Genomic DNA, 26,183 nt, shown 5'->3' with positions numbered 1-26,183 from the left:
CTTGCCGAGACTGCCAATGATTCCGGAGGATCATTGCTATGCAACGGGAATCCCCCGGGAACCATAACACAACCATCCCATTTCCCATTACCGGTTTGGGGCGGTTTTCTCATCCGGACCGAAGATAATACTGGACGGCTTTAGCCGAATCATTCGAGTAAAATCAATAAGATTATCTGCACTGCGATCGAGCTTCTGCGTTAATCGGTTAAGATTATTATCTGTTCTTCGAATCATGCGATCTGCGCTTCGTGCGGTTTCCGCGCTTTCCTGGAGCAATTCCGAGGCCTTTTCCGTCACTTTGTTCATATTTTTGGCTATCTGCGCCCTGCCGATTTCCTCATTGAGCTTCCTTGCAGTTTCTTTTACTTCTCTCATCGCATCGGCAGTGTCTGTCCCCAGATGATCCAGCTTGGGATCGGCCAGCATCTTGTCGAGCCTTCCAGACACGCGGATAAGGTTATCTGAAATCCTCTCCACGTCCACACCTTTTATCTTCTGGAAAATGTTATCAAGTGCGCTTCCAATCTCGCTGATATCAGACGGATACGTGGCAATTACCGGGTATTTCGGTTCGAAACCCAACTGGACGACTTCTCGTTGTTGCTCAGGTTTGATGGTATCCATTTCAAGGTACTTCAGACCGGTCAGTCCCAGCAGGTTCATTTTGATGCCCAGATCCGGAGTCACCTGGAAAGTCTTATCCAGGCTCATGACGACTTCGATAAGTCTTCCGTTCGGAGCCAGGCGTATCGCTTTAATTCGCCCTACGGGAACTCCGCGAAATTTTACCGGACTGTCCGTCTGCAGTCCCTGCACGCTTTCGCTGAAGTATGCTACGACCATTTGCGTTTCTTCGAAATAGCGTGAAGCTCCCAGCCAAATCATCAAACCGATGCCCAGAATCAGGGCACCGATCACAAAGAGACCTATTTTGAATTTATCGGCCCTGCCGGCCATCTCTTATTCTCCTTCAATCGAGCTGCTTGGGCGAACGGTGTCCATGCCTATGCTGTATCTTATTCTTCGGACCCTAAACGGGTGAAAAAATCTCTGACTCTGGAATCCTCGGACTTACGAAGATCTGACGGCTTTCCGTCAGCTATTATGGTCTTCTCTTCCGGATCGAGCATCACGGCACGCCGCACTATTTTGAAAATACTCGGTAATTCGTGAGTTACAAGAACGATGGTTGTACCCAGCGTCTCATTTATCTTGAGAATCATGTTGTCGAGTTCCGCGCTGGTCACGGGGTCCAAACCAGCCGAAGGTTCGTCAAAAAAAAGTATCTTGGGGTCCAAAACCATCGCACGGGCAAGAGCGGCACGTTTTTGCATTCCCCCGCTCAATTCAGACGGCAACATCCGTGCCGCATGATCGAGTCCGACTTCGGAAAGCCGCATCGTAATTATCTTTTCAATCAGCCCTTCAGGGAGTGACGTGTATTGCCGCAAAGGAAAGGCCAGGTTCTCGGCCACGGTCATGGAACTGAACAAAGCGCCCGACTGGAACAGGACTCCTATTTTGCGTAATACCCGGTCTGAACCGCCTTCCAAAACAGGAAGAACTCTGTCGCCGTCGATGATCACCTCGCCCTCGATGGGATTCAAAAGTCCGATTATCGCTTTGAATAAGGTGGTTTTCCCGCATCCTGAGCGGCCGAGAATAGCAAAGATGTCTCCTTCGGAAATATCGAACGATACGTCTCTGACCACCACTCCGTTTCCATATCCCATCGTGAGATTCCGTACGGAAATCAGTGTGTCTTTAGGCTCCAAAATTACCCCTGCTCATTCTCAAGACCCAATGGAGGGAAGATAGTAGAAAATTACCGAAAACACCGCGTCAGTCACCGTGATCACAAAGATACACGTGACAACGGCAGAAGTAGTTGCATTACCAACGCTTTCGGCACCGCCTCGGACCTGAAACCCTCGCTGACAGCCGATCATGGCAATTTCGATGCCATAGGCAAGACTCTTTGTGAGTCCTTTCAATACATCGGAAATCTCAAGCACCTTCTGAACTTGATCGAAGTACGCCGTGGGAGTCAAATCAAGGTACAAGATTGCGACAAAACACCCCCCTGCCATACCGACGATGTCCGCAATCAAAGTCAAACAAGGCATTATCAAAGCTATAGCCAATATTCGAGGGACAACCAGATACCGGATGGGATCGATGCCCATGATCCTCAAAGCATCGATTTCCTCCGTCACCTGCATCGTACCGATCTGAGCGGCAAATGCCGCGCCCGATCTCCCCGAGACTATCATTGCGGTTATGAGAGGCCCCATTTCAAGAAAGATGGACAAGCTCACCAGATCCGCGACAAAGATGTTCGCACCGAATTTTCGCAACTGAATCGCTGCCTGAAAAGCGAGGACTCCACCAGTCAGAAAACTGAGAATCGTCACAATGGGTATGGCGTCGGATCCGCTTCGTTCGATAAGTTTCCACAAATCATCCCATTGCAGCTTTCTCGGTCTTAATATATCCCCCACAAAACCAGCAGCGGCAGAGCCGATGAAGGTTATGATATTACGTGCATTCTCTAGAAATACGAGTGCACCCTCTCCAAATTGTTCAATGATGTTAGGTTCTTTTGGAGGATACAGAATTCCTTCAGATTCTACAGGTCGATATTCCATCAAATCCAGAAGACTCTGGATTCTTGAAGGCACATTACTCAGCTTCAGAGTGTTTCCCAGTTCCTTACACAGAAGACTCAATTCCGACAGAATTGCGGCCCCCGAGCTATCAAAATATTCGACGTTTTTCAGATCCACGACAATGTTTTTCAATGGTTCGGACCGCACCTGTTCAATCAATGTTCGACGGACCGTGTCCGCGTTATTCATCCAGATCTTTCCGGAGATAACCAGATGCAATCGATCGAATGCCTTTTCTTCGCGTGTAACTGAGAAGTCTTCCTTCAAAAGTAACTCCATGCTCTCAGGATCTGAATGTGTTTGACCGTAACCGTTCAGCCACGCGGGATTAAAGAAGATCTTCTCCTGCGATACAATACCACTCACTTTCTAAATCCCCCCTAACCCCCCTTTATTAAGGGGGGAATTGCACGTGCCTTCTTTACCCCCCTTTTGTAAAGGGGGGAAGGGGGGATTTTTCCCACGAATAACTGAATGGATACGTTTGCCCTGTGTTATCGGATTCCTGCCTCCACCTGAAAGCTTTTCCTGTTACCGGATGGTCGCTTGTTCAGCAGCCGCAGCGAGGCACTCCTGTGCTTCCGGTCGAGCGCCATGGACCTGCTGTCAAGCTTGCGATTTGAGGTCGGTAATCGTCCTCAGATCCCGGAACTTCCTACTATGATGAAGCACCGGCTGCATAACTTCAATCACGTGCGGCCCGTACGTGCAATAACAAAGATGAATTATTCTTTCACCATTATGGCAAAGTTCGCGAAGGAATGGATGCTTACCGGCCGAAAAACTAATTTCCTGCAAACAAAATCAGGGGACAGCGAAAAAAGCTTCCAAATCCGACAATTCTCTGCTGAGAGGGCTCTGGTGAAGACTTTTTCTGAAGGTACGGCCATATTGCTTGGTTAGTATACGGATGTCCAAAATGCAGAGCACTCCTTTATCCGAACGGGTGCGTATGAGCCGTCCCAGGCCCTGCTTCAGAGAAATCACCGCCATGGGCACCTGAAAAGAAAAGAACGGTTCGGTCCCCTCATTCCGGAGCTTCTCCATGCGGGCTGCTACAATCGGTTCGTCCGGTGGAGCAAAGGGGAGCCGGTCTACCACGACACAGGAAAGAGCTTCTCCTTGAACATCTACTCCTTCCCAGAACGACGATGTTGCGAACAACACGGAACCTGTTTTTTCCCGAAATTCCTCAAGTAGCTTCGTTTTCGGTTTTGCGCCCTGGATCAACACAGGGAACGGAAGCTTGGACGCCACTCTCCGGTGTACCTCTTCCATATTCTTGTATGAGGTGAACAGCACGAACGCACGCCCTCGGCTTCGTTCAAGAATCTCGTGCACGTGCTTCGCTGTTGCTTCTGCAAAATTGTGCGAATTGGGTTCCGGAATAGACCGGGGAATATAAAGGAGTGTCTGGCGGGCATAGTCAAAAGGCGAATCGAGTATCGTCTCCGAGGGACTCGGATCGCTCTTCAGTCCCAACCTGGACTTAAAATAATCGAGCGTGCCTCCGGACGAGAGTGTGGCAGAAGTGAACACGATTCCCGGCACTTTGTCGTATAGCAATTCCTGAAATCGATCTCCCACGTTGATTGGCGAAGCATGGAGGATCAAACTGCGATCTCTTCGCTCGGCCCAGCACGCGTATTCCTGGTTTGCTTCCGCCGCAAGCACTGTGGAGAGTTCAGAGCCGACTGCCTTCGTCCGCCGCGCTAAGCTTTTCAGGTCGTCGGAAGGTGCCGGGAGATTCATCAGACGCTGAGAAATGGAATCCAATCCCAAACAAATCTTGTCTTTTAGCTCGCCGATTTCCGGCCCGAGCCTGCCCAGACGTGACCGAAACGGAAAAAGCTCCGCGCATCGGGCAAAGAGTTGTCGAGCAAGAGCATCGAGTTCCGACAGAGGTTTCGCAAACTTTTCCGCCTCCACAGGCGGAAGTTCGGATCGTATGTCCTTGATGAGCCGGGTGATCCTGAAAAGACTGATATGAAACCCGAAGTGTTGCGTGGCTGCATCTTCCAGTCCGTGGGCTTCATCTACTATCAGAGCTTCGTACCTCGGGATAACCTCTGCGTATCCGGACTCCTTCACGACAAGATCCGACGTAAGCAGATGATGATTGACGATCATCACATGAACGTCATAAGCCTTCGCCTTCATTTTCACGACGAAACAATCGTCCCGATCCGCACATTTGCGACCGAGACAACTTTCGGTAGTGGAGCAGATCTCCGGCCAGATTGGGTCGTCATCCGGGAGGTTTTCAATTTCCGCCCTGTCTCCGTCCCCATGATCCCGGGTAGCTCTGTACCACTTGAGAATCTTCTGTAACGAATCCTCCGGGGCAAAGCCTTCAAGATACGGCTGCCTGAGAAACTTTTTGAGTCGGGTATGGCATACGAAATTGCCGCGACCTTTGAGGAGCGCGGCTTTCAGATCGGGAAAGATTTTCTCTCGAACAAACGGTATATCCTTGAAAAAGAGCTGCTCTTGAAGGTTCTTGGTTCCTGTCGAGATTGCCACCTTCTTTCCGGATAGTGCGGCAGCAATAAGGTACGCGAGCGTCTTCCCCGTACCTGTGGGTGCTTCGATAATCAGCCTGTCGTCGGATTCCAGTGCATCGAAGACAGCATATGCCATGTCCAATTGCTGTTTTCGTAATTCATAGCCTTCCATGGATCGGGCCAGAATCCCGTCTCTGCCGAGAATCTCTTCTATTTGTGCGCGAACTTCCATTTCGTTCCTTCGCCCCAGATACAGTTCATCCCGCTGCGTAATCAAAGAAGTAAAATCAGGGAAATCTTTTTACAATGGATTGTGCCGTTAGCTCAGTTCCGAATCGAAAGCATCGGCTCTATCAACTGTCATTCGGCATTGCTGGCGCAGCCGCCGTAGGGGCAGGTCTCGGGTCTCGGAGACTGTCTCAAAAGTCAAAATTTACCCTGGATCGTGGCACGATTCTTTGTCCATTCATGAATTTTGAGACACTTTCCTCGTGCCTGCCCGTCCCGGATGACCGGCACGGAGGCCGGTCGCTACCGGGCACCCACAAGGGATGCCCCTACCCGATCCACATTGGCCCCAATCCGCCGGACCAGGAACATCCGAATTTCTAACTGACTCTCAGACTGAACTAAGGACATAATCCATTTACAAAAAAGGTTCCCAGAGTGTTACTCCTTTAAAGCGCATTGGAATGAACTGCTATTTCCGTTGTCGGTACGCGCGGGCTTTTTGGATCATGCATCGGGCCCATTCAGGCTGACCGAGTGCATGGACGTGTACGTATGTTCCGAGAGCATTTCCGCAGCAGATACCGTCACGATGTCCATCCATTCCATGACCTCTGACAACCCGGAATGCGTATGAAGCACCCGGCCTGTCCAGGCCTGTCACGTACGAATAATGAAATTCATGGCCTTTGAGAACGGTTCCTTCAGGGTAAAAAGGGTTTGCCTCTTGCACTTCCACCTGAATATATCCATGCCCCTGGGGATTCCGTTCCAAAACCGAATCCACGGGGAAGACTCCTACCATCGGATAAGAGTGCCGATCAATAAGTAAATTTCGGGACAGGTACATGAGCCCGCCACATTCTGCGTACACAGGTAATCCATTCTCAACGGCCGACCGAAGAGAATTCTTGAACACGTCATTGCGCGCCAGAGCTTCGGCATGAGTTTCGGGAAAACCTCCGCCAATATAGAGCGCATCCAGTTCCGGTAAGTCCTTCTCGACCAGGGCGCTGAGAAAAATCAGATCAGCGCCGGCATTCCGAAGAGCTTCCAGATTTTCGGGGTAGTAGAATTGAAATGCCGAATCTTTGAGGATACCGATTCGTAACAGAGGTTTACTCTCCACTGCCGCTGCCTGATCGAGAGCCGAAGAGTCGGGGATTTCGAGATGCTCCGCGGACTGACAAATTGCCAGCACTTTCTCGAGATCGACCGCTCGCTCCACGATTTCTGCAGCTTGATCCACGAATTCCGCTGCCTGAGGGTGCTCGTACAAGGGAAGAAGACCGAGGTGCCGTTGAGGAAAGTTTTCCAGAGGCAACTTAGCCACCGATCCAAGGACCGGAACGTGAGCAGCAGATTCGATCGCCTCTCTCAGTACGGTTTCGTGGCGTGTGCCTGCAACACGGTTCAGAATGACTCCTTCTATCCTGAGATCGGGGTCCAGCAGTTTGCAGCCGAGAACCATAGCTGCGGCCGTCCTCGTTATTTTCGTAGCGTCCACAATGAGAATCACAGGCGCATTGACGAGCTTTGCCAGTTCAGCCGTGCTGTAGCTCCCTTTGGCATCTACTCCGTCAAAGAGTCCTCGATTCCCCTCAACAATGGAAACGTCACTGCCTGCGGATTTTCGTAAAAAGCTTTCCCGGGCAATTTCCTCCGGGAACAGGAACGCATCGAGATTGTAACAATCTCTCCCTGCAGCCATACCCAACCATCCAGCGTCTATATAATCGGGTCCTTTCTTAAAGACACCGACATTCAGACCGCGTTTCCTCAGTGCAGCAACCAGCCCTACTGTGAGGAACGTCTTTCCTGCGCCTCCCTTGAGGGCTGCAACCACTACCCTGGGGAGATTCGTGATCTTCGATGAGCTCATATTTCTCTGCACTATTTAAGAAGTAGGAGTGTTTCGTCAGAAACAGCGAACGAGAGACGCGATGCGCAAAGCAAAGTCCCCATGTCCGCCGAAAGATGGCCGAACGATTCACCGTACCTACTCCTGTCTTTCCTTCCTCTTGAATGCAACTGATATCGTTACGTGCTTAAGAATGGCCACACAGGCCGTTATCTCAGGAGCAAACGATTGTCCGCATCCAGCGCATTAGGAATTGGACTATAGTATTGATACCATTTTGCATTCAGAAAAGTAATGCCCTGCTTCCGTATGTCAGACGATCGGCATTCATAGTACTGTCAAAAGTTCTGGCGTTTATCCTGCGCCTGTTAGTGGGGACCAGCGTCTCGAAAGTGTCTCAAAAGTCATGAATCCACAAAAAATCGTGCCACGATTCATCATCCTTGTAGGGGCAGGTCTCGTGCCTGCCCTCCTGCAATGACCGGCACGGAGGCCGGTCACTACTGGGCACCCACGAGGTCCGCCCCTACAATCAGGCCGTGAAGATGATGAGAATTTCGTGCCACGATTCGGGATAAATTTCGACTTTTGAGACAGTTTCTCTCTGCCGGTCCATTCTATCGATATCATTGATTATATAGAAGATGTGCCGGCACGGAGGCCGGCGCCCACCAATACTCTTGAATCTTCAACTGGACATTAATTTCGGCAATTACTGTAGCATGGTCGGTACTGAAGACAGTCCGATTCGCATCGGCAGAGTTTTCCTTATTTTTGCGCTAATACATCTTCTCCTTTTGCAAAAAGAGGGAGCATGCTGGTAAATTAACGCTGCGATCCAAACCCAATCAGAGAAGGTTTGTGGAGTACCGGAACCCAAAATTCTTGCAGGAAAACGGGTTACGGGCAGTATTAGTGATCCGAGTGGATTCGGCAATAACGCAAGACTCAGAATACAAAAGTTTCCTCACCGATTCTCAATGTTTGACCTCACACGGTACTTACACGATGGAGGACCTCTATGGCCCTGGATTTGGACAGTGTCGGGAAGAAGATTGGTCCTGTTACCCGCGAATACGACTGGAAGGATGTAGTCCTGTACGCCCTTGGAGTCGGCGCCGGGTTCGAGGATCTGGAATACTGCTACGAAAATCGGCTCAAAACCATTCCCAGTTTCTCAATCGGCGCGGTTTTCGACTTTCTTGCAGAGGTGGGGCTCAGTTCCGGAGCTAATCTCGCAGGGATTCTCCACGGCGAGCAGGATATCATTTTTCACAACCCCATACCGGTTAAAGGAAAATTGATCACAGAGGGCGCAATTACAGGCATTTACGACAAGGGTGCCGAAAAGGGCGCTCTTGTGGTTGCCGAAGCCGACACCTTCCATTCCGACGGTCAGAAGCTGTTCACGAACATATTCACCCTGTTCTGCCGTCGCGATGGCGGATTTGGGGGAGATGACGCGCCGGGAGAAACCATCGAGTTTCCTGACCGTCCACCGGATTTTGAGGAGCACGCGTTACCGTCTGCGGATCAACCTCTCCTGTACAGGCTTTCCGGCGACATCTTCGCGCTTCATGTGGACCCGGATTTTGCCAAAGCCAGCGGTTTCACCAAACCAATCATGCACGGCTTGTGTACCCATGGATACGCGTGCAGAGCAGTCATAAAGCACCTCTTTCCGGGTGAGCCCGAGCGCATGACGCGATTCCGGAATCGCTTCTCCAAAACCATTTACCCGGGTGTGCCCATCAAGACGCAAATCTGGAAGCTTGAAGAAGGTCGGGCAGTCTTTCGGACCGTCAATACTGAAACCGGAGAAGTCGTCATAGATCGGGGACTCGTGGAATGGCTTACTCCAGAAGAGATTGAACAGCGTTCCAAACGACAGGGCATCCGGTTCGACGATCAGGTTGCGGTTGTCACCGGAGCCGGACAGGGCCTTGGACGTTTGTACGCCCTGGAATTGGCAAAACGCGGAGCCAAAGTAGTGGTGAACGATCTCGGAGGAGCCCGCGATGGCTCAGGTCAAGGTTCGAGTACTCCTGCGGATAAAGTGGTGGAAGAAATCAAAGCTCTCGGAGGCGAAGCAGTAGCGTCCTACGATTCGGTTTCCACTCCCGAAGGGGGCGAAGCCATAATCGACAAAGCTGTTGAAGCATTCGGAAGGGTAGACATCCTCATTAACAATGCCGGCATCCTGCGGGACAAGAGCCTGACCAAAATGGAAGCTTCGGAATGGGATGCGGTCATGTCGGTTCACCTCGACGGAGCCTATAACGTAACCAGACCCGCATATATCAAGATGAGAGAGAATGGCTATGGCCGCATAATCGTGACTACGTCGGCAGCGGGACTGTACGGAAATTTCGGCCAGACCAACTATTCCGCGGCCAAAATGGCTCTTGTAGGTTTTATGAACAGCCTGAAACTCGAGGGCGAGAAGAACGGCATCAAAATCAACGCAATTGCCCCAATTGCCATGACAAGACTGACCGAAGACATACTTCCACCGGACCTCTCGGAAAAGCTGAAACCGGAATTCGTCACTCCGCTGGTCATGTTTCTGTGCTCCGAACAATGCCCGGTCACCGGCTCGATTTACAATGCAGGAATGGGGTACTACAACCGAGCCGCCATTGTAACCGGACCCGGTGTTGTCCTCGGTGACGGACAAACCATTCCGACTGCTGAAGAAATCGCTCGCAACAGCAAGAATATCGCATCACTCGAAGGCGCTGCCGAATGTTACAGCATCACTGCTGCTCTGGGAGATATGTTGAACGCTGTTGGAAAACCTGTGCTGAAAACACCTCCGAAAAGTGGCGATCAGACTGTCTCGCGAGTGTTCGATCGCATCCAAGATGCTTTTCAAGCCGACAAAGCTGCCGGATTGGACGTGGTGTTTCAGTACAAGATTTCAGGTCCGAACGGTGGGGAATGGCATGTAATCGTCAAGGATGGAACCTGCACGGTTGCACAAGGAGTCCATGCTGCTCCAACAACGACAATTCTCATGGCAGCCGAAGATTTTCTCAAGCTTATCGGTAAAGAGCTCAATGCAATGCAGGCGTACACGTCGGGGAAGCTGAAGATCCAGGGGGATCTCATGAAGTCCCAGCTCATTGAAAAACTGTTCAAGTTCTGATCGATACAGGAGATCCCAAAATGATCGGCATTGTTTCATATGGCGGGTACATTCCCAGACTAAGGCTCAACCGCATGAGCATCTACCAAACCATGGGCTGGTTCGCTCCGGCTGTCGTCCTGGTTGCGCAGGGCGAGAGATCCTTCTGCAATTGGGACGAGGACAGCTTGACCATGGCTGTGTCGGCATCACAGGATTGTCTTCGGGATTTGGATAAATCGGCAGTGCACGGCGTCTATCTTTGCTCCACCTCCCTACCCTTTGCCGATCGATCCAATGCAGGAATGCTGAAGACTGCTCTTAATCTTCGTGACGATATAGTCACCCAGGATTTGACATCGTCGCTCAAATCCGGCACCACCGGATTAATTGCGGCGCTATCTTCCATCGGGCGGGAAGGCCGTAAGAATATCCTGGTGACCGCATCCGATAAGAGAGAAACCAAAGCGGCTTATTTCTACGAAATGTGGTTTGGTGACGGCGCGGCTTCGCTGCTGGTGGGGGACTCTGACGTTATTGCCGAGTTCAAAGGGTCTTATTCAGTCTCTCACGATTTTGTGGATCACTTCCGTGGAGATCGTTCCAAATACGATTACATGTGGGAAGAGCGTTGGGTTCGGGATGCAGGTTACTCCAGGATTGTTCCTGAAGCAGTTAAAGGTCTGTTCGGGAAGCTTTCCATTTCCATGGATCAGGTGGATAAATTCGTTTTTCCCTGCTTTTTCAAAGCCGAACACCGCAAAATAGCAGCAAGTCTTGGCGCAGGTCCGGAAAAGCTGGTGGATAATCTCCACGATGTGTGCGGTGAAACCGGAACCGCCCATCCTCTGGTCATGCTCGTCCAGACTCTGGAACAGGCCAAGCCCGGTGACAGAATACTCGTTGCCGGATTCGGACAGGGATGCGATGCTCTCTATTTCCAGGTAACGGAAAATATTGTCAATCTTCCGCAAAGGGTCGGCATCGGCGGCTCTCTGGCGAACAAGAAAACCACGGATAATTATGCCAAGTTCCTTAGATTTCGCGATCTCATCCAAACGGAAATGGGAATTCGCGCGGAAATGCCGACTCAGACCGCAATGACGGTTCTTTGGCGAAACCGGAAAATGCTCCTTGGCATGGTGGGTGGCAAATGCACTGAATGCGGCACCCCCCAATTTCCGAAAATGGATATTTGCGTGAATCCCGATTGCCGAAAGACCGGTACCCAAGTGGAGTATGAATTTGCCGATTCACCCGCAACGGTGAAGAGTTTTACCGGCGATCTTCTGGCAGTGTCCCTGGACCCGCCTGCAATCTACGGCATGGTGCAATTCGATGGCGGTGGCAGGTTCATGGCTGACTTTACGGATTGCGAGCTTTCTGACGTCCGAGTGGGGCAGCCGGTGAAACTGGCTTTCAGAAAGCGCTACACCGATACGGAACGCGGATTCAGCGGCTATTTCTGGAAAGCAGTTCCTCTGCCGATTCAGGAAGAGCCGAAATCGGATGAAATCCGCTTCGACGGCCAGGTGGCAATCGTAACCGGTGCAGGTGCGGGTCTGGGCCGTATTTATGCTCTGGAACTTGCGAAGCGCGGGGCTAAGCTGGTGGTCAACGATCTGGGCGGTTCCCGGGATGGAGCAGGAGGATCGCAGGCAGCAGCGGATACAGTGGTGGAAGAGATCAAAGCTCTCGGCGCGGAAGCGGTTGCAAGCTACGATTCCGTTGCCACTCCTGAAGGAGGAGCCGCAATAGTCGAAAAGGCTGTCGAGGCGTTCGGTCGCGTGGACATTGTTATAAACAATGCAGGAATCTTAAGAGATCGGACTCTCGCGAAAATGGAGCCGTCGGAATGGGCGGCAATACGGTCCGTTCACCTCGACGGCGCATTCAATGTGACCAAACCTGCATTCATGAAAATGCGTGAACAGGGATACGGCCGCATCATAGTGACGACTTCTGCTGCAGGACTGTACGGGAACTTCGGCCAGACAAACTATTCAGCGGCAAAGATGGGACTCGCGGGCTTCATGAATACGTTGAAGCTGGAAGGCGAGAAATACAACATTAAGATCAACGCCGTAGCTCCCGTGGCAGCCACACGCCTCACAGAGGACGTGCTTCCACCCGATCTTTTCGAAAAACTGAAGCCGGAGTACGTTGCACCTCTTGTACTGTACCTGTGCGCGGATTCCTGTTCGGAAACAGGCATGGTTTTCAATGCCGAAATGGGCTGCTACAACCGGGCGGCCGTGGTGACCGGTCCGGGCGCTATCGTGGGCGATGGAGTCGCCCCCCCTACCCCGGAACAGATTCAGCAGAATTGGGACGCCATTAACGACATGACTGGCGCAGCGGAATCGTACAATGCGACCGTTGCTCTCGGTGCGATGCTGGAGGCATTCAACCCGAAGTCTGAGAGCACGACCCCGGCTCCAAAACCAACCGTCACCGTCAAGAGCATCTTCGAGCGCATGCCTGAAGCATTCCGATCGGACAAAGCCGCGGGCGTGGACGTTGTGTTTCAGTATCGCATCACCGGAAGTGGCGGCGGCGAGTGGCACGTTATTATCAAGGATGCCGCGTGCACGGTGCTCCCGGGTAAACACGAGAAACCAACGACTTCGATAATCATGTCGGATGAAGATTTTCTGGCCCTCATCACGGGCAAGTTGAACGCGATGCAGGCTTTCACCTCGGGAAAGCTCAAAATCGAGGGTGATCTCATGAAATCGCAGCTCATTGAGAAGCTGTTCAAGTTCTAAGGGGACCAACATGGCAACAGGAATCAAAGACAAAGTTGCGATTATAGGCATGGGTTGCACCCGATTCGGCGAACGCTGGGATGTGGGAGCCGAAGAGCTCATGGTGGAAGCATTCACCGAATGCCTTGGAGATGCAGGAGTCGAGCCCAAGGACATACAGGCTGCATGGCTTGGAACGTGCCTCGAAGAAGTGAATGTGGGTAAAAGCGGCTTACCGCTGTCCGTGACCCTTCGACTTCCCCTTATCCCCGTGACTCGGGTCGAGAATTTTTGTGCGAGCGGCACAGAATCATTTCGCGGTGCAGTGTACGCGGTCGCTTCCGGTGCGTATGACATGTGCCTGGCAATGGGAGTGGAGAAACTCAAAGATACCGGTTACGGAGGACTCCCGAATCCGGGCTCCAACTGGGGTTCCCTGAGCTGGCTGTGGTGGCCGAACGTGACAGCTCCCGGGGCTTTCGCGCAACTCGCCACTGCGTACGCGGCAAAATACAAGATCCCCGAACAGGACTTGAAAAGAGCAATCGGGCATGTTTCCGTGAAGAGTCATGCAAACGGAGCACTCAATCCCAAAGCGCATCTTCGAAAACCGGTGACGCTCGATCAAGTCCTGTCTGCTCCGATCATTGCGCATCCTCTGGGGCTTTTCGATTGTTGTGGCGTCAGTGACGGAGCAGCCTGCGCCATTGTGACCACCGTGGAAAAAGCAAAGGAAATGGGCAAGAAAGATTTTGTGACCGTGAAGGCGCTTCAGCTTGCCCTCAGCAGCGGCGAGGAAATGGGCTATAACAACTGGGATGGAGACCACTTCATTACCACGTCTCAGGCCAGCATTCGGGCTTATGAAGAAGCCGGGATAAAAGCCCCCCGCAAAGAAATCAGCATGATGGAGGTGCACGACTGCTTTTCCATCACTGAATTGGTCACGTACGAGGACCTCCATATCTCCGAGCGCGGGCGTGCGGTATACGACTCTCTTGACGGCTTTTATGACAGAGAAGGCAAGGGAGTTCCCTGTCAGGTAGATGGAGGCCTGAAGTGCTTCGGTCATCCCATCGGAGCATCGGGATTGCGAATGCTCTACGAAATGTATCTCCAGCTTCACGGCAGGGCCGGAGCACGGCAAATTCCGAACCCCAGGTACGGGCTCACCCACAATCTGGGCGGCGTTCCTTTCATGAACGTCTGTAGCATTGGAATTATTGGGAAGTATTAGACGGATTCGCATTCAAGGCGTTAATATCCGGGAACCTTTCCTGTAAATGGATTGTTTCTTTTTCTCAGCAATTAGCGCTAATGTGGGTGAGAATGTTGGCAAAGCTAGGAAATTAGCTGAGCTACGGGCACAATCCGTTTGTAACAAAAGTTCCCGGATATTAGAGCAAGTGCATAAAACAGTGCCCAATTGCGAAAAGCACTTCTCGGCAATTGGTAGGTGCCGTGCCTCCGTGCCGGCACATTTTTCAAATACAAATCAACCAGTTCGGGCCGGCAGGGACGCCGGCCCCTACCGTTCATTTAAGGCACAATGTGTTCAAAAGGTCAGAAATTATGTCATCTGCTATAAATGCCTTGAATGCGAATCCGTATCGATCGGATCAATTGCCGGTTCGCAAACGATGTGGTTCATTTCATTCACTGCGTCATACGTCTCTGCTTCGAAACGCGATTCTCATCAAGAGGGCCTCATGGAGATAATCAAGTACACTGAAGAACACAACATTTTCCGGCAATCTCTCCGCAAATTCCTGGAAAAAGAAGTTGTTCCCTACGTTGACCAATGGGAAGAAGCCGGAATCGTGCCGAAAAGCGTCTGGAAGAAAATGGGGGATCAGGGCTTCCTCTGTATGAACGTGCCGGAAGAATACGGAGGTTTCGGCGCTGACTTCCTGTACAGCGTCATCCTCTCGGAAGAACTGGTTCGTACCGGGCACACCGGTCTGGCTGCGCCGTTGCACAGTGACGTTGTTGTTCCTTACATATTGTCATTCGGCTCCGAGGAACTGAAGAGACAATATCTGCCTCCCTGTGTTTCCGGTGATGCGGTTTCTGCAATAGCCATGACCGAACCCAACACCGGCAGCGATCTGGCTTCCATAAGGACCACGGCTGTCGAAGACGGCGATCACGTGATCGTGAACGGTCAGAAGACTTTTATCAGTAACGGTATCAACTGCGACATCGTAGTTCTGGCGGTACGAGATCCCAAAGAAACCAATCCCTATGCTGCGATTGACCTGTATGTAGTTGAAGCGTCCACTCCCGGATTCGAGAAGGGACGAAATCTGAAGAAAATAGGCTGGCACAGCCAGGATACCGCAGAACTCTTTTTCAATGATTGCCGCGTTCCCAAGAAGAACCGTTTAGGCGAAAAGGGATCGGGCTTTCTCATGCTCATGAATAAGCTGCAACAGGAACGTCTCATGGTGTGTATTTCTGCCGTGCCCGCGGCAGAACACATGCTCGAGATGACGATAAAATATTGTCAGGAGAGACAGGCTTTCGGAAAACCGATTTCCAAGTTTCAGAACACACAATTCAAGATCGTTGAAATGGCCGCAGACACAAAAATGGCTCGCACCTTTGTAGACAAGCTCATTGTGGATCACATGGAAGGCAAGAACATTGTCGTGGAAGTCTCCATGGCCAAATACTGGACAACGGAAATGGCAACCAGAGTTGCCGATACCTGCTTACAGCTTCACGGCGGATATGGTTATTGCGAAGAATACGCCATAGCCCGAGCGTGGAGAGACATCCGTGTCATGCAAATTTTCGCAGGTACGAACGAAATCATGAAAACCATAGCCGCAAAATTCATGGGACTTTAGGATTGGACGAAAGTCGAAAATTCCTAATACCAGTGCGCTTTCAAAGCAGTAAGATTTGGGGAACCTTCTTCTGTAAAAAAGTTCCCCAAACCCTTCCAAAAGACTTTTAACACTTGTCTGAGTTGTTGTTTTTTCTATAGAAAAACAACAACTCAGACGAATACTAGAAGTTCTTGGGATGGGGCTCGGGGAAACACTTCTTACAAGAAGGGTTTCCCCGAATTTTCCTCTTTGATTGCGATCGGTATAAGGAGGTGTTGGCAGGTGCGGCGAAAGCATTGTGAAATAACCGACCATCAGCAGATCGAACGGATTCTCGCTTCAACGAATGTAGGTCGATTGGCCACCAATGGAGCGGACGGTTATCCCTACATTACGCCGGTAAATTTCGTGTATCACCAGGAGAAGATCTATTTTCATTGCGCCAAGAAGGGTGAAAAACTGGACAATATGGCACGAGATCCCAAGGTCTGCTTCGAGGTTGATATTCCGTTGGCCTATCTTGATGCAGGCACAGATCCGGACCGTCGTATCTGTAAGGTGCACCAATTGTATCATTGCGTCATTATTCGAGGCCAATCGCGTATCGTTCCGGATGGCTCCTTGAAGGTGGCGGCCTTGAACGACCTGGTCGCCAAACATGAGAACTGCTCGGATCACGAGCTCGTAAATCAGGAAATGCCAGCCTTTAAGGCCTGTGAAGTAGTTGAAATCACTCCGACTTGCATCTCTGCGAAGAGCGACCTGGCCCAAAATAAGGCTCCAGAAGAACGATTCGCACTGGCGCGATATCTGAAAAATCGCAACTGGCCCGGCGATTCCGAGGCTGTCAAAGCAATGGGGTTCGATCCGAACGATATGGATTAGATTTCAAGGCTCCTCAATCTTGCTTGCTGAAGTACATGGCAATTACCGAAATTAACGTCCGATTGAAGATTTAAGAACATTGGTGGGTGCCGGCCTCCGTGTCGGCACATCTTCCATTAATCAATGATATCGATAGGATGGACCGGCAGAGAGAGACTGTCTCAGAAGTCGAAATTTACCCCAGATCGTGGCACGAAATTGTCATTATCTTCACGGTCTAATTGTAGGGGCGCCCCTCGTGGGTGCCCGGTAGTGACCGGCCTCCGTGCCGGTCATTGCGGGAGGGCAGGCACGAGACCTGCCCCTACAAGGATGATGAATCGTGGCACTATTTTTGTGCATTCGTGAATTTTGAGACGGTCTCGAGACACCAGTCCCCACCAAGACCTTGTACTCGGGCGCGGGACAAGCGTCAGAATTTTTGGCTCGAATCGAGCGACACCCCGAGAGCTCGTAATTTATCGGGTTCAATATTGTGTCTGTCTGTGAGAAGACTGCTTTGGCCTAGAAATGACCCTTACGCGGCCTCGCTTCGTTCACTCTGAGACTTCGACCCATGAAATCTTTTGAATCCAAATCTTCGATTGCTCTCAAACCCGCATCACGATCGGGCATCTCAACAAATCCAAAACCTCGCGATCGACCCGTTGCGCGATCGATGATCACTTTTGCAGCATCAACCTGTCCGTACGTTTCAAAAAGATCTCTGAGCTGCTCATCTTCGGTTTTGAATGATATGTTGCCGACATAAAATTGATTCCTGTCACTTGGACTCTCCTTTCGAGGATATTCCACGGGAATGCAACAAACGCGTCCATTCATGGAAGAAAAAAGCAGTAATGTAAGAATCGGGGGAACCATTCTCAAAAACAAAATTAGTTTTAATATTTACGAACGCACAGAATTTCACCTATCTTATCTTGTAACTTCAATTTGCGACCTTGTAAAGGATTTTTGGAATGCCAAAGCCGTTTTTACAGGGCTGTTGTGACCGGATGCGAAACAGTTGAACTTTATACCTTCTATAGGGTATAGCTCTGGAAACTGAACAGGAGTTCTCATGAGATACTTGCCTCGGCTTATGGTTTGGTGCGGAATTCTATGCGTGACTTTTATGACGACAGCGGAAGCTCAGACTACAGATATAAAACTCCCGAAGCCTGCGCTTACGGGAAACAAACCCCTGGAAGCCGCTATTTTACACAAGAAGTCATCGCGTAATTTCACCGGATCCACGCTTAGTCTCGCAAACGTGTCACAATTGCTGTGGTCTGCAAACGGCAACTTACCTGCCGATGCTGTTACCAGTGCAACTACCAAGGTGTTTCCTTCCGCAGGTGGATTGAACGCGTTGGAAGCGTTTCTCGTTGCAGGCCAGAATACCGTGGAAGGAGTGCCCGCAGGCGTGTATCGCTATAATCCGGCAGACAACACGCTCCGGCAAATCGTCCCTGGCGACCAGCGTAACTTACTTGCACATGCAGCTTTGTCTCAGGTGTGGATTGCACGAGCTCCGGCGATAATCGTCATTGCCGCGGTATTTGAACGGATGACTGGAAAGTACGGCGGTCGAGGCATGCAGTATGTCTTCATGGAAGCCGGCGCTGCAAACCAGAATGTCTATCTTCAGGCGGAATCCCTGGGACTGAAAGCAGCCAGTGTAGGCGCATTCCAGGACAATCAGGTTGCAGCAGTACTGAAACTGCCGGCCGGAATGGTCCCCCTCCTTCTGCTTCCGGTGGGCAATTAGTGAGTGCATGTATGAAGTCTTGCTCATGAATCGATTCCTTCCCGCAATTCCATTCTCCTGGACAGTGTTGGTCATTAACATCGGAAGTAACCTCGCGGGCTTCTTTCTTGTCCAGGTGCTCCTGGGAAGTGCGTACCCGCAAGAAGAATGGCATCGCATGGCCGCATTGGACCGGGGAGCCAATCTGGCGCTTTTGGCGGTTCTCGTACCGGCAGCGGTAGCCGTTCTGCTGGTTTTGGCGGCTCCAGTCAATTCTGCGCTCAAAGCACTGAAACAAGGAAGAGAACTTCCAGAAACCGCTCTGGAGAACGCCCGTCGACGTGCCGTAAATATTCCTTTTTATGCAGCATTCATGAATCTCGCGGCCTGGATCGTTCCCTCAGTGGCGTTTCCGGTGTTTTTCAAGCTACGGAGCCCGGATTCCGCCTTCAATCTTGGCGTTGCGATCGTTTACAATTTCAGCAATGCGGTAATGATAACGTTACTGGCTCTCGTGCTGCTGGAACAGGCTTGTCGCATCGCGGTGATTCCCAAGCTGTTTCCGGAAGGAAAAGTGAAGGATCAAAGGAAAACCTTTAAACTGACCATCCGCCATAAACTTCTCATTATGTACTTCGCAATTTGCTTCATTCCGATGTTCCAGACGGCATTGATGATAAATGCAAATGCCCGGTATGCCGATCCGAATGTCGTGCTGCCTCACCTTGGCGTATTTTCAGTGATTCTTTTCGCGTTTGCAGCTTTGTACGGTTTATGGTTGGTTTTGCTTTTCTCCCGGAATATTTCCGCTCCTGCCTGGGAAATTATGAAGGCTGCAGAAACCATATCCGCAGGCGACTACGACGCGCGCGTGCAGGTCATGAGCAATGATGAAATAGGCCACATGGGCGATCGGGTAAACGAAATGGCCAGAGAGCTGAAAGAACGCGAGCGGATACGAGAAGTGTTCAATCTGTTCACGAGTCCTGAAATAAGTAGAGAAGTCCTTTCCCGCAAGAGTTTTGCAGGCGGCGAGATTCGTCAGGTTACGCTTCTGTTTTCCGATCTTCGGGATTTCACCACCATGGCGGAGCGTTTCTCCCCCGAGCAGGTGCTTGATTCAATAAACAACTATTTCGAGGAGATGAGCGCTGCAGTCGTGCAGCATGGGGGAATCGTCCTCCAGTATGTGGGAGATGAGGTCGAGGCGGTTTTTGGAGCACCTTTGGACGATCCTGCCCACGCGGACAAGGCTGTAGCTGCGGCACTTGAAATGCGCGCCCGACTTGCGGCTCTGAATCAGCGGCGCTTAGAGCAGGGACAAGACCCCCTCCACCACGGGATTGGAATTCATACCGGACCTGCCCTCGCGGGGATCGTCGGCAGCCGGTACAAGATATCGTATGCTCTCGTCGGTGATACAGTGAACCTCGCATCGAGAATACAAGGACTTACAAAAGAGTTAGACGCCGATATCCTTATAAGCAAAGATACCCGCGATTCACTGACACTATCACGTACGCTTTCTGCACCGTTCAATGCACAGGTAAAGGGCAAAAAGAAAAGTGTACAAATTTTCCGTTTGATAGACTGATCAACTCTTCGTCTCCCTGAAAACTGAGGCATGGAAAGAGCGCTTGTGCGTGTTTATCCTTGACATTACCGGGAATTGTGGATAGTTTTCTCGGATACAATCGTGTTTCCCCATGTGTAAGAGGTCGAATTATTTACCTAAGGAGGTAGGTGGATGGATCAGATCGTTTGGATCGCACTGATTTGTGGAGCAATAGGAGTGGCGTACAGCCTCTTTACAGCCGGGTGGGTCTTTAAGCAGGACGCCGGCAATGCGCGAATGCAAGAGATTTCCAGCTACGTTGCAGAAGGCGCTATGGCGTATCTGACCCGCCAGTATAAAGTGGTCGCTATCATTGCGATTATCCTTTTTATCGTTCTTTTGTTAACGCTTGGCTCAATGCCGGCAATCGGATTCATAGTAGGTCTAGTGGGCTCCGGTCTCGCAGGCTTTCTCGGAATGAAAGTCTCCGTAAACGCGAACGTGCGTGTGGCGGCGGCGGCCAGCAAAAGCCTGCCGGATGCCATGGACGTTGCATTCAGGGGTGGGTCGGTCACAGGAATCGTGGTTACCGGTCTGGCGCTCTTGGGCGTTGCCGGTTTTTTCATGCTTGCCAAATCGTCTGATCCCGATCCTCACAAAATCTTCAGCGCACTGGTAGGTCTGGGCTTCGGAAGCTCCCTCATGAGCGTTTTTGCTCGTGTTGGCGGTGGTATCTACACCAAGGCTGCTGACGTCGGCGCCGACTTGGTCGGTAAAGTCGAAGCGGATCTTCCCGAGGACGATCCCCGCAATGCTGGTGTTATCGCGGACAACGTTGGCGACAACGTTGGTGACTGTGCGGGTATGGCTGCTGACTTGTACGAAACGTACACGGTCACCATTGTGGCGGCCATGCTACTCGGCAGCACTATTTACGGCGGAATCGACAAACCGGCTTTTTATCTGCCACTCTTTGTCGGTGGTGTGGCCATCATCGCGTCCATCATTGGAACATTTTTTGTCCGCCTCAGCAAAAGTCAGGCAGAGAAGGACCTGTACATTATGGGCGCCCTTTACAAAGGCTTGGCTGTTGCCGGCATCCTGGCTGCTATCGCCTTTTATTTTGTCGCTCAGAAACTTCCCCTGGGTCCTCCCAAGGGCGGCGGCTATGAAATCAGCGCTATCAACGTATTCTGGATGGCAGTACTCGGTCTCGTTCTCACCGGCTTGATCGTTGTCATCACCGAGTATTTCACGGGTATGTACGGTCCGGTTAAGTACGTGTCCAAAGCCAGCTCCACCGGTCACGGCACCAACATCATCGCCGGATTGGCTATTGGTATGATGTCCACCGTGTTGCCTGTTATCGTGCTCGCGGTATCAATACTGATCGGGTACGGAATGGGCGGCGGTTTTTCCGGAGTACAGGGCGGCACAGGAACGGGTCTGTACGGCATTGCAATTACGGTTGTTTCCATGCTTTCCATGACCGGTATGGTCGTTGCCATCGACTCCTACGGTCCTATTACCGACAACGCGGGCGGTATTGCTGAAATGGCCGAACTGTCCGACGAAGTACGTAACAGAACCGACCCGTTGGACGCAGTTGGAAATACCACCAAAGCGGTTACCAAAGGCTATGCCATCGGCTCCGCTGCTCTCGCAGCTCTGGTGCTCTTTGCCGAGTACACAAGAGCGATTGAAGAGCTTTCCGGTAAGGCAATGTCGTTCGATCTTTCCAATCCCAAGATTATCGTCGGACTTCTTATCGGCGGGATCATTCCTTACTTCTTTGCAGCTCTTTGTATGCTCGCGGTGGGCAAGGCAGCCGGCGCCATCGTTGACGAAGTGCGAAGACAGTTCCGTGAAATCGCAGGACTCAAGGAAGGATTACCGGGAGTCAAAGCCGAATACGGCAAATGCGTGGACCTGGTTACTGCGGCAGCCCAGAGGGAAATGGTTATTCCTTCTCTCCTGCCCGTTGCCATTCCGCTGGCCGTGGCATTCATCCCCGGTCTTGGTAGAGAAGCTCTCGGCGGCGCTCTCATCGGTAGTATCGTAGTGGGGCTGTTCCTCGCGATCGCAATGACCACCGGTGGAGCCACCTGGGATAACGCGAAGAAATACATCGAAGAAGGCAATCTGGGCGGCAAGGGCTCTGAGGCTCACAAAGCCGCTGTTACCGGCGACACCGTCGGCGACCCGTACAAAGATACCGCGGGCCCGGCTCTGAACCCGGTTATCAAGGTCGTCAACATGGTGGCCTTGTTGGTTGTCCCCTTCGTTATGTAAGAATTTATAAATCGATTCGTTTCGATTACTGTTGAATTAGGGAAAACTCCGAAAAGGGTTTTCCCTTTTTTTATGGTTAGTTGCCGAGCATGAACAGATAAAGTCAGTGAGTCACGATGAGAATCGGTAGGATGGACACCAGGCAGTTATTCTCGGCAGTTTTCCAGAAATTCAACAAACGGTCGAAAACACTGATTGCACTCCTCCATCAAATCTTGATATTCGGCTTCGGCGAGAATCATTGGTGCATCCACGGTATCTCGGTATCTTTGATTCCGTTGAGAAAACACCTCTTCCACAACCCGCTTGGGCGGTATGTCGTGATTTTGGTTCTCTACAGGGTGAATCCACGAGCACATGAGTCGCGGTGGGCCTATACGTTGTCTGAGCGAGTCTTCTGCCGCAAGAAGTAGCGCTTCCATATCGTGTTTGAAGCAGAAGACCTTGAACCGGTTTAACATCCTATGATCTTCAACTCCCTTGTTGACAAGAGCTTTCTCGAATTGGTCTATCACTCCTGACCGCAATTCCTCTGGAGTTGAATGGGGAAATCCTTTATTTTTCGGATACAAATCCGGTAGAGCCACAACCATAGTTTCAGGATCGTTACGCAGTATGTTGACTGCCTTAACCGGAATCTTGAGGAGAACCGATTTCTTCCTGTCGCCAGTAGGTGCCTCATGGAAACTGATGCGAACACCTTCACGCTGTTTACGTTCCAGAAGAGGGGATAGCAAAGTTTCCATGGCAGCTTTATCGGAGGGACCTTCCACATATACCAGCACTTTCATGGAAGTTGCTCCAGTTCATCACTCCGATGCAGTGCCTCCAATTCTTCGGGCCCGAAGTCTTCCAGATTTGCTCTGAGCGCGGCTGAGTCATGAGGTCGCACGAATTCCGCCCTTCCCATATTTTTTCGCATGACAGCGATATGCTCCAGATCAAACTGAGTCAAGAAATATGATGCGTGGGTGGCCAATAGTATCTGGGTCCGCTCAGATGCCTTCTGAAAAAAACCGGCCAAAATCGGCAGCGTTCTTGGATGAACTCCCTGGTCCGGCTCATCAATGCAAATGAGTCGCGGTGGATGGGGATGAACACAAATAGTGGCCCAACAAATGAGCCTGAGTATTCCATCAGCCAAATCGGCGAGACTCAATTCCCGATCTATCCCCTTTTCTTGCCAAAAGGCCATCACCTCTCCGGGGCCGCCTCGCGCTTTTACGGATAACCCTGCAAAACCCGGGATGGTTAAGCGCAGGAACTGTTGTAGCTCATCGAATTGTTCACGGTGCTCGAGCATAAGATAGTGAAGCACTGAACTCAGATTGCCGGCATCTTCATGCAGGACCGGTTCCTGTTCTACAGGTACTGATCTTCTAATCTTCTCGTTTGCTATCGCGAAAGAGCTGTAAAATCGCCACCCAGTAAGATATTCTTTCAAATTGTATAACGTCGTAAATGCAGGATTTGTCATAATGCTGAGAGCTGACTGGTTAGCTTTCGTCAACTCGATCTTTTGACTAATGTAGCGATCTTCAACTGGGTCAAATTCATATGCCTCCCCCTTACGTTCATGAACTTCCATGAGTACGAATGGTTTAAGATTTCCTCCTACTGGTCTTTGGGATCTCACTATCAATGATGAGACATGAACGCGGCCTACCGGACCGAGGACCTCCCCTTCGTAAACAATAGGAACGCTCTGACGGGTATCGATTTCGGCTTTCCAGGAAAATTTCTCCGGTCCCGGAATATGGAAAATTTGTTGACCGATAGAGCCAGCAACAATTTCAGCAGGGAGTTCCTGATATGCACTATCCCTCAAAAATCTTAGGAACTCAAAAAGGCTGGACTTCCCTGCTCCATTTGCTCCAACCAGCACAACCAAAGGACCCAAGGTGAATACAGCTTCCTTGAACGGCCGATATCCTTGAATTTCAATTGAGGTAAGTCGCCAGTCCATTTCATATGCCCCAAAGACCTGCTAATTGGTTCCGCAACGTACTTTGTTCTGAACAAGGCGTCAAGAATGTTCGTTAAAATGAGGACGACATCTTCTCACCAACGATTTGTCCTGTAATTCTCCAGGATTTTACGCGTGATCCGGATCTACGTTCTGTGGCATTTTGTTCCGGGGATGCTTGGCGTGGAAGTAATTACCGGAGCAGATCGAATGCGAAAATTACGCTTCGTGGGCCTGAGAGGGCGAGAAACTGCATGGGTTTGACGAGTATCATCACGAGAGATTGATTACCTGCATTCTTAAAATCGCGTATCCTGAAATCTGAGATGTTTCCCTGGTTTTCCACGGTCTTCCATTTTTCGGCGAGTTGAGTGCCGTTCCATCCGAGTGCCTGGATGTAACTGCCTCGATCGCTGCTTTTCATGACCAGGAGTTCGTTTTCTCCTTCTCCTTTTGTATCGGCTATGAAAATCCTTCCGGGACATATGATTTGCCGCATGGTCGAACCTGCCAGAATACGCAGCCGCCGATAATGTCCGAATATTCGATCAGACACGCTGGAAATAAGCCGATTCTCGCGATCGAACAACATCAGCCGTTGATCTTGATTCAAAATAGCCCTGAAATGCTGACCCGGTTTGCCGAGTTCGCCGGAATCGTAACTCAGGATCAGAGTTCCCGGTGGCAACTGGATGTTTCCGTCCTCTTTGACGGTATCTCCCTGCAGATTATACAGAACCATTTCTCCTGAAAACATGTCGGCAGCATCGGTTCTCTGTCCTACAAGAATCCTCTTTTTGGTATTCCCGATGTCGTCACGTATGCTCTTGAGTATCACATGGCGCAGTTTGGTTACGATCCTGAAATTTCTGTTGAGATACCGTGCTACTGCGGACTCCACACCTGCGGGAGTCTGATAGCAAAGGATGAGCTCTGCTATTCCGTCCCCATCCAAATCCTCGATTTCGGCACTGATGTACTGGGCAGGAGATTCAGCAAATTGTGTGAGCGGCCTCAACGTGCCGTTTTCGAATCGGTGAATGGTGAGCCCCGATTCCTCCAGGAACACAATCTCATTCTTCTTGTCACCGTCGAGATCTCCCACATCGAGACCGAGCAGGGCAGATCCGATTTCTGAGCTTCTCCACGGTCCTGTGTTCCTGGGAAGAGCCACTAACGTCGGCAGTCGATGTAATTGCTTCAGATCCGGAGAAACAGGCGGTTCGCTTTGATAAAAGGTGAGTCGAGGAGTCCCGTGCAATCGTTTGTCGAGTGATGCGATAAAAAGCTGCAACACGCCGGCAAGCGCGTGAATGTTTGCAACCGTCATATCGGTGGACACTATCGCTCTACCGCTCGAGACGTCCCACATGACCCCTTTCAATCGGAACTGGGACTCATCCTGGGTGAGAAATCCGTACACCACCAGGTCCGCATGATTTTCCAGAGCAATGGATAGAGCTTCTTCTTCGGTTTCAGGCGCGCTTTTCTCTTTCAGCAATTCTCGTGACGATCGTTCCGGTTCCAAAGAGAATTCGCTGCCGAGATTCTCCATCGCTTTCCGAACACTTCGATTTACATGGTCGCTGAAATTCAGCAGATCCCGTTCCAAACTCTCGACGTGAAACGGCAATACGAGTATTTTGCGGGGGGATTCGCCTGAAGAAAAAGATGAACACAGGAATATGAAAAAAAAGGCAATCACCGCAACCCGGAATCGAGCCGAGCTGTTCTTAATCACCATCATCAGATTTGTCTTCCGCTAACCGTCACATTCAAAAAA

General features: G+C 50.9%; 17 protein-coding genes. 8 read left to right on the top strand and 9 right to left on the bottom strand.

Going from position 1 to position 26,183, the window contains the following annotated elements; all coding sequences use genetic code 11:
* Positions 1-87: 87 nt before the first annotated feature.
* The 5 genes from DESTI_RS08220 to DESTI_RS08200 all read right to left on the bottom strand — a co-directional run bounded on the left by DESTI_RS08220 (position 88) and on the right by DESTI_RS08200 (position 7,286).
* The gene (locus DESTI_RS08220) at positions 88-960 is read right to left on the bottom strand and encodes an MlaD family protein (protein ID WP_014809504.1); all 873 of its coding nucleotides are present in this window, start codon (positions 958-960) and stop codon (positions 88-90) included.
* Between the two features lie 59 nt (positions 961-1,019).
* Positions 1,020-1,778 (bottom strand): ABC transporter ATP-binding protein, encoded by a 759-nt coding sequence (locus tag DESTI_RS08215; protein ID WP_014809503.1) that lies wholly within the window; start codon positions 1,776-1,778, stop codon positions 1,020-1,022.
* An 18-nt stretch (positions 1,779-1,796) separates the two neighbouring features.
* The gene (locus DESTI_RS08210; RefSeq protein ID WP_014809502.1) at positions 1,797-3,038 is read right to left on the bottom strand and encodes an MlaE family lipid ABC transporter permease subunit; all 1,242 of its coding nucleotides are present in this window, start codon (positions 3,036-3,038) and stop codon (positions 1,797-1,799) included.
* Between the two features lie 438 nt (positions 3,039-3,476).
* Entirely contained in the window at positions 3,477-5,408 is a 1,932-nt protein-coding gene (yoaA, locus tag DESTI_RS08205) for a DNA repair helicase YoaA (RefSeq protein ID WP_014809500.1), read from the bottom strand.
* Positions 5,409-5,876: 468 nt separating this feature from the next.
* Positions 5,877-7,286 carry a cobyrinic acid a,c-diamide synthase CobB gene (locus DESTI_RS08200; protein ID WP_014809499.1) on the bottom strand — a complete coding sequence of 470 codons (1,410 nt, stop codon included), beginning with the start codon at positions 7,284-7,286 and terminating at the stop codon, positions 5,877-5,879.
* Between the two features lie 1,000 nt (positions 7,287-8,286).
* Between DESTI_RS08200 and DESTI_RS08195 the strand changes: the two genes are divergently transcribed.
* The 5 genes from DESTI_RS08195 (at position 8,287) to DESTI_RS28595 (ending at position 16,858) form a co-directional block, all read left to right on the top strand.
* Complete coding sequence (locus tag DESTI_RS08195) at positions 8,287-10,413, top strand: SDR family oxidoreductase (RefSeq protein ID WP_014809498.1); 2,127 nt, start codon at positions 8,287-8,289, stop codon at positions 10,411-10,413.
* Between the two features lie 20 nt (positions 10,414-10,433).
* Entirely contained in the window at positions 10,434-13,160 is a 2,727-nt protein-coding gene (locus DESTI_RS08190) for an SDR family NAD(P)-dependent oxidoreductase (protein WP_014809497.1), read from the top strand.
* Between the two features lie 10 nt (positions 13,161-13,170).
* On the top strand, positions 13,171-14,376 hold the full coding sequence (locus DESTI_RS08185) for an acetyl-CoA acetyltransferase (RefSeq protein WP_014809496.1): 1,206 nt from the start codon (positions 13,171-13,173) through the stop codon (positions 14,374-14,376).
* Positions 14,377-14,848: 472 nt separating this feature from the next.
* Positions 14,849-15,991 (top strand): acyl-CoA dehydrogenase family protein, encoded by a 1,143-nt coding sequence (locus tag DESTI_RS08180; protein ID WP_014809495.1) that lies wholly within the window; start codon positions 14,849-14,851, stop codon positions 15,989-15,991.
* A gap of 264 nt (positions 15,992-16,255) precedes the next feature.
* A complete protein-coding gene (locus tag DESTI_RS28595; RefSeq protein WP_014809494.1) occupies positions 16,256-16,858 on the top strand; it encodes a pyridoxamine 5'-phosphate oxidase family protein in 603 nt (200 codons plus the stop codon).
* A gap of 504 nt (positions 16,859-17,362) precedes the next feature.
* On the opposite strand, the gene rbp is transcribed toward DESTI_RS28595, so the two are convergent.
* Positions 17,363-17,653 (bottom strand): RNA-binding regulator, encoded by a 291-nt coding sequence (gene rbp / locus DESTI_RS08170; RefSeq protein WP_052316124.1) that lies wholly within the window; start codon positions 17,651-17,653, stop codon positions 17,363-17,365.
* Between the two features lie 265 nt (positions 17,654-17,918).
* Between rbp and DESTI_RS08165 the strand changes: the two genes are divergently transcribed.
* From DESTI_RS08165 to DESTI_RS08155, 3 genes are all read left to right on the top strand, one after another.
* On the top strand, positions 17,919-18,608 hold the full coding sequence (locus DESTI_RS08165; RefSeq protein ID WP_014809492.1) for a SagB/ThcOx family dehydrogenase: 690 nt from the start codon (positions 17,919-17,921) through the stop codon (positions 18,606-18,608).
* A 25-nt stretch (positions 18,609-18,633) separates the two neighbouring features.
* Positions 18,634-20,181, top strand: coding sequence for an adenylate/guanylate cyclase domain-containing protein (locus tag DESTI_RS08160; protein ID WP_041286052.1), 1,548 nt, complete (start codon positions 18,634-18,636; stop codon positions 20,179-20,181).
* 153 nt (positions 20,182-20,334) lie between these two features.
* Positions 20,335-22,434 carry a sodium-translocating pyrophosphatase gene (locus DESTI_RS08155; protein WP_014809490.1) on the top strand — a complete coding sequence of 700 codons (2,100 nt, stop codon included), beginning with the start codon at positions 20,335-20,337 and terminating at the stop codon, positions 22,432-22,434.
* A gap of 146 nt (positions 22,435-22,580) precedes the next feature.
* Here DESTI_RS08155 and DESTI_RS08150 read toward each other — a convergent pair whose 3' ends face one another.
* The 3 genes from DESTI_RS08150 to DESTI_RS08140 all read right to left on the bottom strand — a co-directional run bounded on the left by DESTI_RS08150 (position 22,581) and on the right by DESTI_RS08140 (position 26,147).
* A complete protein-coding gene (locus DESTI_RS08150; protein ID WP_014809489.1) occupies positions 22,581-23,225 on the bottom strand; it encodes a DUF4276 family protein in 645 nt (214 codons plus the stop codon).
* Positions 23,222-24,400 carry an AAA family ATPase gene (locus tag DESTI_RS08145; protein ID WP_014809488.1) on the bottom strand — a complete coding sequence of 393 codons (1,179 nt, stop codon included), beginning with the start codon at positions 24,398-24,400 and terminating at the stop codon, positions 23,222-23,224. Before DESTI_RS08145 ends, DESTI_RS08150 begins: the two co-directional genes overlap by 4 nt.
* A gap of 193 nt (positions 24,401-24,593) precedes the next feature.
* On the bottom strand, positions 24,594-26,147 hold the full coding sequence (locus DESTI_RS08140; RefSeq protein ID WP_014809487.1) for an FG-GAP repeat domain-containing protein: 1,554 nt from the start codon (positions 26,145-26,147) through the stop codon (positions 24,594-24,596).
* Positions 26,148-26,183 lie beyond the last annotated feature (36 nt).

Source organism: Desulfomonile tiedjei DSM 6799 (genome assembly GCF_000266945.1).
GTDB classification, from domain to species: Bacteria; Desulfobacterota; Desulfomonilia; order Desulfomonilales; family Desulfomonilaceae; genus Desulfomonile; species Desulfomonile tiedjei.
The sequence above is the reverse complement of the archived record's forward strand: the minus strand, read 5'-3'. Positions and strand labels throughout refer to the sequence as shown.